The sequence below is a fragment of the Rhizobium sp. CF142 genome (genome assembly GCF_000281145.1).
Taxonomy (GTDB): Bacteria; Pseudomonadota; Alphaproteobacteria; order Rhizobiales; family Rhizobiaceae; genus Rhizobium.
The window spans coordinates 50,071-62,513 of the sequence record NZ_AJWE01000015.1 but is presented as its reverse complement, the minus strand read 5'-3'; the positions used below and the strand labels follow the sequence as shown (position 1 = coordinate 62,513).

The following is a 12,443-nucleotide window of genomic DNA, read 5'->3' as shown; positions in this document are numbered from 1 at the left end:
CTTTGTGTGGAGCGGTGGTAGCATTCGTGCCCTCGGCAGTTCGGGACCCGCCCGACCATAGATTGCGCGCTTGAGGGTCTTGAGGCGGTTGATCTGGCCTTCGGCCTGTCCGTCCCTCCAGGGCAGCTCGATGGCGTTGCTGACGGCGTCGATGTCGCCTCAACTCATTGATTTCGTGGGAGCTGCGACTTGTTTTTTCAGGATCGCTGGTTCGAGTCCGCTCAAGAGCTTGAAAACTACTCTGTGTTAGAGCCTTTCCTGGTCAGCTTGCCAAAACATCGATTCACCAAAATTGCTTTTCACGATAGATTCGATCGCAAATCACCTTAGAGCGCCGTGCGTCCATCCGGACGCACAAAGGACGCTCTAATATTTTTGATCGACGCATCAGGCTTTCCGAAAATCGATTTCGATTTTCGGGCCGATGCTCCGGTAAATGCGGCAAGGGAACGGCATGGCTTTCAAGGCCCAGACTTTCAGGACACTCGGCAAATTGGCCTTTGCCGGGGCAATGGGCGCAAGCCTTATCGCAGGCGATGTCGGCGCACAGCAGAAGACGCCGAGCCCCGGCAGCGCCAAGGCCATTTTCGGTGCGGAGAAATTGCCGACGCAGGGGCCGGCGCAGCCGATCGGTTTCTACGCCAAGGGGTGCATGACCGGCGCGGAGGCACTGCCGGCTGATGGGCCGACCTGGCAGGCGATGCGCCTTTCGCGCAACCGGCGCTGGGGCAATCCGGCGATGATCTCGCTTCTGGAAAAATTCTCGCAGGATGCGCGTGCCAAGATTGGCTGGCCCGGTATCCTCGTCGGCGATATCGCCCAGCCGCGCGGCGGGCCGATGGCCAACGGTCACGCCTCGCACCAGATCGGCCTCGATGCCGATGTCTGGCTGACGCCCATGCCCGCGCAGCGCTTGAGCTACGAAGAGCGGGAAGACCTGCCCTTCACCACCATGTTGCAGAAAGACAAATTTCTGACCGTCGACCCGAAAGTGTGGAGCGATCAGCGGGCGGCACTCCTGATGCTGGCGGCAAGCTATCCGCAGGTCGAGCGCATTTTCGTCAACCCGGCAATCAAGAAGAAGATGTGCGACACCTGGACCGGCGATCGCACCAATCTCGGCAAGCTCAGGCCGGAATACGGGCACGATTCGCATTTCCATATCCGTATCAAATGCCCGCCGGGCGCCACGGGCTGTACAGGGCAGGCACCGGTGGCTGCCGGCGACGGCTGCGACAAGTCGCTTGCCTGGTGGTTCACCAAGGAGCCGTGGGCGGCGCCGAAGCCGAGTGCAAAGCCGCCGAAGCCGCCGCGTGAGGTCATGGTCTCCGACCTGCCGAAGGCCTGCTCTGCCGTTGTCGATGCCCCGTCCATCGCCTCTACGGAAGCAGGGACCTATGGCGGCCCTTCCGCGGCGAGTGCACTGACGGCAGCCCCGGCGGCTGCACCACCTGTCGATACCGGCGGCGCGCTTCCTTCCGTCGGCCCGGTTCCGAACGACAAGCCGGTCGTGCAATAGGCTGAACGGGCGGGCGGGCGGCTGTCTTTCAAATCACAAACGCCTGGTGTAGAAGCGGTCAAATCGATTGAATTACGCGCGTGGAGAACCCGTTCATGGCCGGCGGCAAATGCCTTGCATTGATTGCGCATGACCAGAAGAAGGACGAGATGGCGGAGTTTGCCCGCCGTAACAGAGACCACCTCGCCCAATGGAAAATCGTCGCCACCGGCACGACCGGCGGGCGGGTGCTCGACGCGGTTCCCGACCTTCACGTGACCAGGCTGAAAAGCGGCCCGCTCGGCGGCGACCAGCAGATCGGCGCACTGATTTCCACCGGCGAGGTCAGCGCGCTGATCTTCTTCGTGGACCCGCTGACGCCGATGCCGCATGATGTCGACGTCAAGGCGCTGATGCGGCTTGCGATCGTCTACGACATTCCGATGGCATTGAACGAGTCGACAGCCGAAAAGCTTCTCCCTACCCTTAACGCCTGATCCCTCGGGCCTACAGCACGGAACCGGCCATGACTGCATCCTCTACTCCCTTGCCCTTTCCGATCCTGATCGGCGACATCGGTGGCACGAATGCCCGCTTCTCCATCCTGACGGATGCCTATGTGGAGCCGAAGCAGTTTCCCAATGTGCGCACCGCCGATTACGAGACGATCGACGAGGCGATCCAGAAGGGTGTGCTCGACAAGACCTCCGTACAGCCGCGCGCCGCGATCCTTGCCGTTGCCGGCCCGATCAAGGCCGATGAAATCCCGCTGACCAACTGCCCCTGGGTGGTACGGCCGAAGCGGATGATCGAGGGCCTCGGCCTCGTCGACGTGCTCGTCGTCAACGACTTTGAAGCGCAGGCGCTGGCGATCGCGGCACTTTCCGACGACAATCGCGAGCGCATCGGCGATGCTGCAGGCGATATGGTTGCGTCCCGCGTCGTTCTCGGACCCGGCACCGGCCTCGGCGTCGGTGGTCTGGTCCATACCCAGTCGACGTGGATTCCGGTTCCGGGCGAAGGCGGGCATGTCGACCTCGGGCCGCGCAGCAAACGCGACTATGAAATCTTCCCGCATGTCGAGACCATCGAGGGCCGCATTTCGGCCGAGCAGATCCTCTGCGGCCGCGGCATCGTCAACCTTTACCGCGCCATCTGCGCGGCCGACGGTGCCACGCCGACCATGAGCGACCCGGCGGACATCACGTCGCATGCGCTCGTCGGCAGCGACAAGGTCGCCGTCGAAACCGTTTCGCTGTTTGCCACCTATCTCGGCCGCGTGGCGGGCGACATGGCGCTGGTGTTCATGGCCCGCGGCGGCGTCTATCTCTCGGGCGGCATCTCTCAGAAGATCCTTCCGGCACTCAAAAAGCCGGAATTCCGAGCCGCATTCGAAGACAAGGCGCCGCATTCGGCCCTGCTACGCACGATCCCGACCTATGTCGTGACGCATCCGCTGGCTGCTCTTGCCGGGCTTTCCTCCTATGCGCGCATGCCGGCAAATTTCGGCCTTTCGACGGATGGACGGCGCTGGCGGGCCTGAGCCTGAAGCATGGTTTCAAGGCGTTAGAGCGCCCTTCGTGCGCCCCGATGGGACGCAGGGCGCTCTAGCCAAAGCCCCCTCAACTCTTTATAGAGCCCGCGCATATGCGTGCCGCGCCTGCGGCATGCGGCCCTGAGACAGGAAGCCTATTTTTGGAAGCCGCCGACAGCAGAAAGCCACACGTCAACAGCGATACCGTGACGGGCATCCTGAAACGCATCATTGCGGAAAACGGCCGGGACCATCTCTGGGGTTATGTCTTCGCAATCTCCTGCCTTGTCATCATAGCGCTTTCGACGGCGTTCACGGCCTGGATCATGCGGGCGATCATTGACGAAGCCTTCGCCAACCGCCGCGCGGACGTCGTCTGGATCATCTGTCTTTCGATCTTCATCGCTTTCATGCTGCGCGGTTTTGCGAGCTACGGGCAGGGCGTTGCCCTTTCGAGGATCGGCAACGATATCGTCGCGCGCTATCAGCGACGGATATATTCGCACCTGATGACGCTCTCCGTCGGCTACTTCAACGAGTCTCGCTCCGCCCATATCGCGGCTCAGGTGAGCCAGAACGTTACCGGTATCCGCGACGTATTGAACCTCACGATAACGTCGACCGTGCGTGACCTCCTTACCTTCGTCTCGCTGATCGGCGTCATGGTCGTTCAGGATCCGCTGCTGAGCCTTGCCGTGTTCATTCTGGCGCCGCCGCTGCTCTATGCGCTACGCTACGTTTCCAAGCGGCTGCGTTCGGCCACCCGCGAAGCGGTCGATCTCAACAGCCATGTTCTCGGCGCCATGCAGGAGACGATCCAGGGCATTTCCATCGTGAAGGCCTTCACGATGGAAGAGGCGCTGGAAAACAAGGTCAACAAGCTGATCGGCGCTGCCGAAGGCCGGGCAAACCGCATCGCGCGGCTTTCCGAACGCACCTCGCCGCTGACGGAAAGCTTCGCCGGCTTTGCGGTCGCCAGCGTCCTTGCCTATGCCGCCTATCGCTCGATCTATCAGGGCGTGCCGCCCGGCGCCTTCTTTTCCTTCGTTACCGCATTGCTGCTCGCTTACGATCCGGCCCGGCGCCTTGCCCGCCTGCAGGTGCAGATGGAGCGCGCCATCGTCAACGCCCGGATGATCTACGAGTTGCTCGACATGGAACCGCGCCAGCGCGACCTGCCGGATGCCAAGCCGCTTGTCGTCACCGAAGCGAAGATCGAGTTCCGCAACGTTTCCTTTGCCTATGGCAATGAAAGCGTGCTTGACGGCGTGACGCTGACGGCCGAGGGCGGCAAGACGACGGCGCTCGTCGGTCCTTCGGGCGCCGGTAAATCCACCGTCATCAGCCTCATTCCGCGCTTCTACGATCCGAAGGCAGGCGAGATCCTGATCGACGGACAGGATATCGCCCATATCACCAAGCGGTCGCTGCGCCAGCAGCTCGCCTATGTCTCGCAGCAGCCTTACCTCTTCGAAGGCACGATCCGCGACAATATCCGTTACGGCCGTCCGGAAGCCACCGACGAGGATATCGAGAAGGCGGCGCGGCTTGCCTATGCGCATGACTTCATCGTCGCACAGCCGCAGGGCTACGATACGCCCGTCGGCGAAAACGGCGTGACGCTCTCCGGCGGCCAGCGCCAGCGGCTGTCGATTGCCCGCGCGCTCGTGCGCAACGCACCGATCCTGCTGCTCGACGAGGCGACCTCGGCGCTCGATACCGAATCGGAAGCAGCCGTGCAGAAGGCGCTCGACGAAGCCATGACCGGCCGCACGGTCGTCGTCATCGCCCACCGTCTCTCGACCGTGGTGCGCGCCGACAAGATCATCGTGATGCAGCAGGGCCGCGTCGTCGAAGAAGGCAATCACGAGACGCTTGCGAAGGTCAGCGACGGACTTTACGCTCGCCTCAACAATCTGCAGAGGCCTTCGGCTTCTGATTTATACTGACCGGGATGACGGACTGACATGAGCGACACTGCGATGAAACTGGTTGTGGTCGGAGCAGCGGGGCGCATGGGGCAGACGCTCATCCGGCTCATCCATTCCATCGACGGGGTGACACTGCATGCGGCGGTTGCGCGGCCGGGCTCGCCCTTCGTCGGCAAGGATGCTGGTGAAGTCGCCGGTCTCGGCGCCAATGGTGTCATCATCGGCGACGATCCCCTGGCAGCGTTCCTGCATGCCGAGGGCGTACTGGACTTCACGTCGCCCGCCACGTCAGTGGAATTTGCCGGACTGGCGGCGCAGGCGCGCATCGTTCATGTCGTCGGCACGACCGGCTGCTCCGATGAGCACAATGCAAAGATTGCAGCCGCATCGCGCCATGCCCGCATCGTCCAGTCGGGCAATATGAGCCTCGGGGTCAATCTGCTCAGCGTTTTCGTGCAGCAGGCGGCTCAGGCGCTCGATCCCGCCGACTGGGATATCGAAATTCTTGAAATGCACCACAAGCGCAAGGTCGACGCGCCCTCCGGAACCGCATTGCTGCTCGGCGAGGCAGCCGCAAGGGGCCGCAATATCGATCTTGCCGCGAAATCCGTGCGTGTGCGCGACGGCCATACCGGGCCGCGGGAAGCCGGCACGATCGGCTTTGCGACGCTGCGCGGCGGCTCGGTCATCGGCGAGCATTCCGTGCTCTTTGCCGGCGAAGGCGAGACCGTCACGCTTTCGCATAGCGCAACCGACCGTTCGATTTTCGCGCGCGGCGCCATCAAGGCAGCCCTTTGGGCGCGCGACAAGAAACCGGGGCACTATTCCATGCTCGACGTTCTCGGGCTTTCTTCCCATTGATCATTTGTAGGAGGCATTTTTCATGAGCGGTACCCTCGTCCTCGTTCGCCACGGCCAGAGCGACTGGAATCTCAAGAATCTCTTCACCGGCTGGAAGGACCCTGATCTGACCGAGCTCGGCATCCAGGAAGCCACGACCGGCGGCCAGGCGCTTGCCGACTACGGCATCAAGTTCGATATCGCCTTCACCTCCGCACTGGTGCGCGCGCAGCACACGCTGAAGCTTGTCCTCGACAAGGTCGGTCAGCCTGATCTCGAGACGATCCGCGACCAGGCACTCAACGAGCGCGACTACGGCGATCTTTCCGGCCTCAACAAGGACGATGCCCGTGCCAAGTGGGGCGAGGAGCAGGTGCATGTCTGGCGCCGCTCCTATGACGTTCCGCCTCCGGGCGGCGAAAGCCTGCGCGACACCGGCGCCCGCGTCTGGCCTTATTACCTGACGGAAATCCTTCCGCGCGTCCTGCGCGGCGAAAAGGTGCTGGTCGCCGCGCATGGCAATTCGCTGCGTTCGCTCGTCATGGTTCTCGACCGCCTCACCCGCGAGCAGGTTCTGTCGCTCAACCTCGCGACGGGCGTGCCCATGGTCTACAAGCTGAAGGCAGATTCCACCGTCGCTTCCAAGGAAGTGCTCGGCGACATGTCTGGCGCGCATTGATCGCAAACAGACGCCGATAGGTTTGAGGCCGGGCTCGCGCCCCAGCCACTTACTCAAATGCGGAATCGATTTGTGGGGCGGTTCCACATCACCGCAAAGTTTCGTCGGTGCCATTTTCGCGTTCGAAAGCTGGCAGTCGAGCGCCTTACGGCTCTTGAAAAACCCAAGTTGTTAGGTTATTTTGGAGCATGGTCACCGTTCTCCGCGAAGCAGGAATGCGATTTGTCATTTACACGGATGACCACGAACCGGCGCACACCCATGTCTATGGAGATGGGGAAGCCCGCATCAATATCCTCGATCTCACCGTGATATCAAACCGGGGAATGAAGAAGCGGGATTTGAGCGTAGCCCTTGCCATTGTTCAGGCGAACAAGCGCCTGTTCATCGAAAAATGGGAGAACATCCATGGGTGAAGTTGTCTTTGAAGATCGTCACTACCGAGAAGCTACCGTGAAGGGGGAGGCGGAACGCGTCCGCGCGCCCATCCCGGCATCAGCCCGTTTCGATGAGGCATCCGGCCGCATCGTCGTGGATTTTACCAACGGCGCTGCGTTCATGGTGCCTGCCCGATCGATACAGGGCCTGGAGAATGCAACCGTTGCGCAGTTGGCTGAGGTCGAGCTTCTCGGCGGGACCGGCCTGCATTGGGAAAGCCTGGACGTGGATTTTACCATTTCCGGGTTGATGAACGGCATATTCGGCACTGCGAAGTTCATGGATGCGCAGCGCCGAGGTGGTCAGTCCCGTTCAACGGCCAAGGTAGAGGCAAGCCGTGCCAACGGTGCCAAGGGCGGACGCCCCCGGAAGAACGGCTAGGCGCTTGCAGATGGCTGGTCCAAAGCCCGGCCGTCACGAGCGCTCGACCACGTTGCCACACCCAGTCGCCAAACCGTTAGCTGCCGGGATAAGACTCCGGCGCGGATGAAAGGTGCGCCTCCGGCCTAACCCGGTCATCTACTGTGGGCAAGGACACGCCCGCAATTTGCGCGTAGTTGTCATCGCACTTCACGGCCGAAAGCAGGCCCGATCCCCAATTCTTCGCGCTTAGCAACTATTCGAAGTGCAAGTCCGCCAGGGCAAGTCGAAGCCGCTTTGGGTCTTCAGCAAAAATCTCCGGCATCGGCAATACCCCCGACAACCGACGCTGTAACGGACATTGCTACCGATCATTCAAACGAATCCACATTTAGGTAAGTGGCTGGGGCTCGCGCCCGGCCTTTTTCGTTTTCAGTTCTCGATGGTGAACTGGACGCGATCGGCGGCAAAGCGGCTGATCGAATATTGCACCGGCACGCCGTCCAGATCGGTGTTCATCGCCTTGGTGATCAGGAGCACGGCGCCGGGCGTCAGTTCCAGATCGGCGAGGTCGCCGGAATCGGCGTGGGCGGCGGTGATCTCGGTCGTGGCGCGCACATAGTCCGAAAGGCCAAGTGCGGCGAAAGCCTTGGTGATGGACTCGGTCTGGCGATAGATCTCGACGAGGCCGGGAAAGCGCGCTGCCGGAAACCAGCTCGTTCCGCGTGCGACTGGCCGCCTGTCCGCATCCCGCACCGTTTCCAGCCGGATGACCGGCGTACCCTGTTCGATGCGGAGCCAGCGGGCCACCTCGGCATTGGCCGGCTCTTGCGCATGGTCCAGCAGGAGCGAGTGCGTCTCGCGTGCCTGGTCGCCTAGACCATCGGTAAAGCGGGTGCGGCGGCTGATCGGAAAATTCAGGCGCTCCTTGCGCTCGATCAGTGTGCCGCGGCCCTGCACTGCACGCACGATGCCTTCCTGCGCCAATGCGGCAAGGGCGCTACGAACCGTATGCCTGTTGACGCCGAACTGCAGTGCCAGCGCGGTTTCCGGCGGCACCATGCCCGTTTCGTCATAGGCACCGCTGCTGATCGCCTCGCGGATCCGGTCGGCGATCTGCCGCCACAGCGCCACGCCCGTCTGCCGCTGCACCTGCTTTATGCCTGCCATTGCACCCCTTCCCTGATCACTTTCGACGCAATTGATCTTCGGACCCGGCCAATTTTGGACGTGTCGTGTCACACGCTTGTCACCTCGCCGATTTAGGGATAGGTATAGCTTGTATAGTTGTCTATATCAATAGACATTTCGAGGAAAAACGATGACGGCAGCAGAGAAGACAGACGCTGCGGCGCAGGCAGGCAACGGACGCAAACGCACCGTCGATCTGCTGGCGCGCGCTGAGACACAGGAATTGCTGGCGGCGTGGGATGCGCTTGCCGAAAAGCCGGCGGCACAGCCGGTGCGCGGCCCGGAAACGGGCCTTGTCATGGTTCGCGGCCGCATCGGTGGCGGCGGGGCGCCCTTCAATCTCGGCGAGGTCACGGTGACGCGTGCGACGGTGCGCCTTGCCTCCGGCTCAGTCGGCCATGCGCAGGCGCTCGGAACCGACCGCGAGAAGGCACGGCTTTCGGCGATCTTCGATGCGCTCTGGCAGGAGGAAGCCACCAAGGGCTTCGTCGAGGACAGGCTGCTGTCGCCGATATCAAGCCGCATAACCGCCGAGGCCGGTCGCAAGGCCGAGGAGACGGCCGCGACCCGCGTCGATTTCTTCACCATGGTGCGGGGAGACAACTGATGAGCGCCAAGACCGATGTTCTGACCGGCGGCTTTGCCGAGCCGGTATTCGAGGCCCAAAGCGTGTTCAAGATGCTGATGGACGGCATGGCCCGGCCCGGCACCATCCAGACGGTGGCGGCCGAAGTGACGGCGCCCGCACCGCTCGGCATTGCCGCCGGCGCGATCGGCCTGACGCTCTGCGACCACGACACGCCCGTCTGGCTTTCGGCCGGGCTTGCCAAATCGGCGATCCCGGAATGGCTGGGCTTCCACACCAGCGCCCCGCTGACGGCCGAGAAGGCCGAGGCGCGCTTCGCCTTCGTCGAGGCCGGCACGATGATCTCCACCTTCGGCCTGTTTGCCGCAGGGACGCAGGAATATCCCGATCGCTCCACAACGGTGGTGATCGAGCTTGCCGATCTCGAAGGAGGGCGCCGCCTCGCGCTGATGGGGCCGGGCATCCAGAGCGTGACCGAGATCGCGCCTGTCGGCCTGCCGGAAACCTTCCTGCGCCTCTGGACGGAAAACCGCGCGCTCTTCCCGCGCGGCGTCGACATCGTGCTGACGGCAGGCAAGCGTTTCCTCTGCCTGCCGCGCACCACCAAGATCACAGCAACGGAGATCTGAGCTCATGTATGTTGCCGTCAAGGGTGGCGAGGCCGCCATCGCCAATGCCCACCGCCTGCTCGCCGACCGCCGGCGCGGCGACCGCTCCGTGCCCGCCATCGGCATCGAGCAGATCATCGAACAGCTCGCTCTCGCCGTCGACCGCGTCATGGCCGAAGCTTCGCTTTACGACCGCACGCTTGCCGCACTTGCCGTGCGCCAGTCGCGCGGCGACATGATCGAGGCGATCTTCCTGCTGCGCGCCTACCGCACGACGCTGCCGCGCTTCGGCTATTCCAGGCCGCTCGATACCGCCAATATGCAGATCGAGCGCCGCATCTCCGCCACCTACAAGGATCTCCCGGGCGGCCAGCTGCTCGGCCCGACCTTCGACTATACGCACCGCCTGCTCGACCCGAGCCTGCTCTCGGATGAGGCCGTGGAAGAACCCGCGCAGCGCGAGGCTGAAACCGGCCGCGTCATGCGCGTCTCCGAAATCCTCGGCCCGGAGGGCCTGATCGAAAACGACGGCGAACTGCCCGAGGATCACGAGACGGGCGACCTGACGCGCGAGCCGATGGAATTTCCGATGACCAGGGATCTTCGCCTGCAGGCGCTGGCGCGCGGCGACGAGGGCTTCCTTCTGGCGCTCGGCTATTCCACGCAGCGCGGCTATGGCCGCAACCACCCGTTCACCGGCGAGATCCGCATCGGCGAGGTCGAGGTGGAATTCGATGTGGCCGAACTCGGCTTTGCCGTCTCGCTCGGCCCGATCCAGCTGACCGAATGCCAGATGGTCAACCAGTTCAAGGGTTCGGCCAAGGCGCCGCCGCAGTTTACCCGCGGTTACGGCCTGGTCTTCGGCCAGAGCGAGCGCAAGGCGATGGCCATGTCGCTCGTCGATCGTGCGCTGCGCGCCGAAGAGCTTGGCGAGGACATCACCGCGCCGGCGCAGGACGAGGAATTCGTCATTTCCCATTCCGACAATGTGCAGGCGACCGGCTTCGTCGAGCACCTGAAGCTTCCGCACTACGTGGACTTCCAGGCCGAACTCGACCTCGTCCGCCGCATGCGCCGCGAATTCGAAGCCGCCCGCAACAGCGGCGAGACCCAAAAGGAGGCCGCCGAATGAGTGATCTCGCCACCTACAATTTCGCTTATCTCGACGAACAGACCAAGCGCATGATCCGCCGCGCCATCCTGAAGGCAATCGCCATTCCCGGCTATCAGGTACCCTTTGCATCAAGAGAAATGCCGATGCCCTACGGCTGGGGCACCGGCGGCGTGCAGGTGACAGCCTCGATCATCGGGCCTGACGACGTTCTCAAGGTCATCGACCAGGGCGCCGACGACACGACGAATGCCGTCTCCATCCGCGCCTTCTTCCAGAAGGTCGCCAATGTCGCCGTCACGACGCACACCAAGGAGGCGACGATCATCCAGACGCGTCACCGTATCCCTGAGGACAAGCTCGCAGAAGGCCAGGTGCTCGTCTATCAGGTGCCGATCCCGGAACCGCTGCGCTTCCTCGAACCGCGCGAGACGGAGACACGCAAGATGCATGCGCTGGAAGAATACGGCCTCATGCATGTGAAGCTCTACGAGGATATCGCCCGCAACGGCCGTATCGCCACGACCTATGCCTATCCGGTCAAGGTTCATGGCCGCTATGTCATGGATCCCTCGCCGACGCCGAAATTCGATAATCCGAAGATGCACAGGTCGGAAGCGCTGCAGCTTTTCGGCGCCGGGCGCGAAAAGCGCATCTATGCCGTGCCGCCCTATACCGACGTCGTCAGCCTGGACTTCGAAGATCATCCCTTCGAGATCCAGCGCTTCGGCAAACCCTGCGCGCTGTGTGGCGCCGAGGAGGTCTATCTCGACGAGGTGATCCTCGACGACAAGGGCGGGCGCATGTTCGTCTGCTCCGATACCGACCATTGCGAAGACCGCCGCGCGCACGGACATGCCGGCGAAATGCTGGCCCGGGAGGCTGCAGAATGACCGAGATACCACTTCTGAAAGTCAACGACCTCTCGAAGTTCTACGGCAACCGCATTGGCTGCCGGAACGTCTCCTTCGAGCTCTGGCCCGGTGAAGTGCTCGCCATCGTCGGCGAATCCGGCTCGGGCAAGACGACGTTGCTCAACTGCATCTCCACCCGGCTGATGCCGACGACCGGCAGTGTCGAGTACCACATGCGCGACGGCAGCTACCGTGACCTCTACCACATGAACGAGGCCGAGCGCCGCTTCCTGATGCGCACCGACTGGGGCTTCGTGCATCAGAACCCGGCTGACGGGCTGCGCATGACGGTGTCTGCCGGGGCAAATGTCGGCGAACGCCTGATGGCGATCGGCGATCGCCACTACGGCAAGATCCGCTCCACCGCCATCGACTGGCTGGAGCGTGTCGAAATCGACGCCGACCGCATCGACGACCAGCCGCGCGCCTTCTCCGGCGGCATGCGCCAGCGCCTGCAGATCGCCCGCAACCTCGTGACCGGCCCGCGCCTCGTCTTCATGGACGAGCCGACCGGCGGTCTCGACGTATCAGTACAGGCACGTCTGCTCGATCTGGTGCGCGGCCTCGTCAACGATCTCGGCCTGTCGGCCATCATCGTCACGCACGACCTCGCCGTCGCCCGCCTTCTCTCCCATCGCATGATGGTGATGAAGGACGGCTTCGTCATCGAGCAGGGCCTGACCGACCGTGTGCTCGATGACCCGCGCGAACCCTACACCCAGCTCCTCGTTTCCTCGATCCTGCAGGTTTAAG

Annotated in this window: 14 protein-coding genes and 1 pseudogene; 13 read left to right on the top strand and 2 right to left on the bottom strand. The window is 62.9% G+C overall.

Annotated elements, in window-relative coordinates; translation table 11 throughout:
• A pseudogene (locus PMI11_RS37230) lies at positions 1-156 on the bottom strand (ISL3 family transposase); the annotation flags it as partial.
• 298 nt (positions 157-454) lie between these two features.
• Between PMI11_RS37230 and mepA the strand changes: the two are divergent.
• The 8 genes from mepA (at position 455) to PMI11_RS04735 (ending at position 7,301) form a co-directional block, all read left to right on the top strand.
• Positions 455-1,519, top strand: coding sequence for a penicillin-insensitive murein endopeptidase (mepA, locus tag PMI11_RS04770; RefSeq protein WP_007813964.1), 1,065 nt, complete (start codon positions 455-457; stop codon positions 1,517-1,519).
• A 95-nt stretch (positions 1,520-1,614) separates the two neighbouring features.
• A complete protein-coding gene (locus tag PMI11_RS04765) occupies positions 1,615-1,995 on the top strand; it encodes a methylglyoxal synthase (protein ID WP_007813961.1) in 381 nt (126 codons plus the stop codon).
• A gap of 29 nt (positions 1,996-2,024) precedes the next feature.
• Entirely contained in the window at positions 2,025-3,041 is a 1,017-nt protein-coding gene (locus tag PMI11_RS04760) for a glucokinase (RefSeq protein WP_007813959.1), read from the top strand.
• 152 nt (positions 3,042-3,193) lie between these two features.
• Entirely contained in the window at positions 3,194-4,981 is a 1,788-nt protein-coding gene (locus PMI11_RS04755; RefSeq protein ID WP_037070695.1) for an ABC transporter ATP-binding protein, read from the top strand.
• A gap of 18 nt (positions 4,982-4,999) precedes the next feature.
• Entirely contained in the window at positions 5,000-5,824 is an 825-nt protein-coding gene (dapB, locus tag PMI11_RS04750) for a 4-hydroxy-tetrahydrodipicolinate reductase (protein WP_007813955.1), read from the top strand.
• Between the two features lie 22 nt (positions 5,825-5,846).
• A complete protein-coding gene (locus PMI11_RS04745) occupies positions 5,847-6,482 on the top strand; it encodes a 2,3-bisphosphoglycerate-dependent phosphoglycerate mutase (RefSeq protein ID WP_007813953.1) in 636 nt (211 codons plus the stop codon).
• Between the two features lie 188 nt (positions 6,483-6,670).
• On the top strand, positions 6,671-6,898 hold the full coding sequence (locus PMI11_RS04740; RefSeq protein ID WP_007813951.1) for a DUF4160 domain-containing protein: 228 nt from the start codon (positions 6,671-6,673) through the stop codon (positions 6,896-6,898).
• The gene (locus PMI11_RS04735) at positions 6,891-7,301 is read left to right on the top strand and encodes a DUF2442 domain-containing protein (RefSeq protein WP_007813949.1); all 411 of its coding nucleotides are present in this window, start codon (positions 6,891-6,893) and stop codon (positions 7,299-7,301) included. Before PMI11_RS04740 ends, PMI11_RS04735 begins: the two co-directional genes overlap by 8 nt.
• Positions 7,302-7,712: 411 nt before the next feature.
• Here PMI11_RS04735 and phnF read toward each other — a convergent pair whose 3' ends face one another.
• Complete coding sequence (phnF, locus tag PMI11_RS04730; protein WP_007813947.1) at positions 7,713-8,450, bottom strand: phosphonate metabolism transcriptional regulator PhnF; 738 nt, start codon at positions 8,448-8,450, stop codon at positions 7,713-7,715.
• Between the two features lie 151 nt (positions 8,451-8,601).
• On the opposite strand from phnF, the gene phnG reads away from it, so the two are divergent.
• From phnG to phnK, 5 genes are read left to right on the top strand one after another with little or no spacing between them, the layout of a single operon-like run.
• Positions 8,602-9,078: a phosphonate C-P lyase system protein PhnG gene (gene phnG, locus PMI11_RS04725; RefSeq protein ID WP_007813944.1), complete on the top strand. Its 477-nt coding sequence runs from the start codon at positions 8,602-8,604 to the stop codon at positions 9,076-9,078.
• Positions 9,078-9,686 (top strand): phosphonate C-P lyase system protein PhnH, encoded by a 609-nt coding sequence (gene phnH, locus PMI11_RS04720; protein ID WP_007813942.1) that lies wholly within the window; start codon positions 9,078-9,080, stop codon positions 9,684-9,686. Before phnG ends, phnH begins: the two co-directional genes overlap by 1 nt.
• A 4-nt stretch (positions 9,687-9,690) precedes the next feature.
• Positions 9,691-10,797, top strand: coding sequence for a carbon-phosphorus lyase complex subunit PhnI (locus PMI11_RS04715; RefSeq protein WP_007813941.1), 1,107 nt, complete (start codon positions 9,691-9,693; stop codon positions 10,795-10,797).
• Complete coding sequence (locus PMI11_RS04710; protein WP_007813939.1) at positions 10,794-11,669, top strand: alpha-D-ribose 1-methylphosphonate 5-phosphate C-P-lyase PhnJ; 876 nt, start codon at positions 10,794-10,796, stop codon at positions 11,667-11,669. Before PMI11_RS04715 ends, PMI11_RS04710 begins: the two co-directional genes overlap by 4 nt.
• A complete protein-coding gene (gene phnK, locus PMI11_RS04705) occupies positions 11,666-12,442 on the top strand; it encodes a phosphonate C-P lyase system protein PhnK (RefSeq protein WP_007813937.1) in 777 nt (258 codons plus the stop codon). The genes PMI11_RS04710 and phnK overlap by 4 nt, the downstream gene beginning before the upstream one ends.
• The last annotated feature ends 1 nt before the right edge of the window (position 12,443 follow it).

Bases quoted from the DNA above. Each gene is read 5' to 3' on its own strand.
- mepA (WP_007813964.1), top strand. From the start codon at position 455: ATGGCTTTCAAGGCCCAGACTTTCAGGACACTCGGCAAATTGGCCTTT.
- PMI11_RS04765 (WP_007813961.1), top strand. From the start codon at position 1,615: ATGGCCGGCGGCAAATGCCTTGCATTGATTGCGCATGACCAGAAGAAG.
- PMI11_RS04760 (WP_007813959.1), top strand. From the start codon at position 2,025: ATGACTGCATCCTCTACTCCCTTGCCCTTTCCGATCCTGATCGGCGAC.
- dapB (WP_007813955.1), top strand. From the start codon at position 5,000: ATGAGCGACACTGCGATGAAACTGGTTGTGGTCGGAGCAGCGGGGCGC.
- PMI11_RS04745 (WP_007813953.1), top strand. From the start codon at position 5,847: ATGAGCGGTACCCTCGTCCTCGTTCGCCACGGCCAGAGCGACTGGAAT.
- PMI11_RS04740 (WP_007813951.1), top strand. From the start codon at position 6,671: ATGGTCACCGTTCTCCGCGAAGCAGGAATGCGATTTGTCATTTACACG.
- PMI11_RS04735 (WP_007813949.1), top strand. From the start codon at position 6,891: ATGGGTGAAGTTGTCTTTGAAGATCGTCACTACCGAGAAGCTACCGTG.
- phnF (WP_007813947.1), bottom strand. From the start codon at position 8,450: ATGGCAGGCATAAAGCAGGTGCAGCGGCAGACGGGCGTGGCGCTGTGG.
- phnG (WP_007813944.1), top strand. From the start codon at position 8,602: ATGACGGCAGCAGAGAAGACAGACGCTGCGGCGCAGGCAGGCAACGGA.
- phnH (WP_007813942.1), top strand. From the start codon at position 9,078: ATGAGCGCCAAGACCGATGTTCTGACCGGCGGCTTTGCCGAGCCGGTA.
- PMI11_RS04715 (WP_007813941.1), top strand. From the start codon at position 9,691: ATGTATGTTGCCGTCAAGGGTGGCGAGGCCGCCATCGCCAATGCCCAC.
- PMI11_RS04710 (WP_007813939.1), top strand. From the start codon at position 10,794: ATGAGTGATCTCGCCACCTACAATTTCGCTTATCTCGACGAACAGACC.
- phnK (WP_007813937.1), top strand. From the start codon at position 11,666: ATGACCGAGATACCACTTCTGAAAGTCAACGACCTCTCGAAGTTCTAC.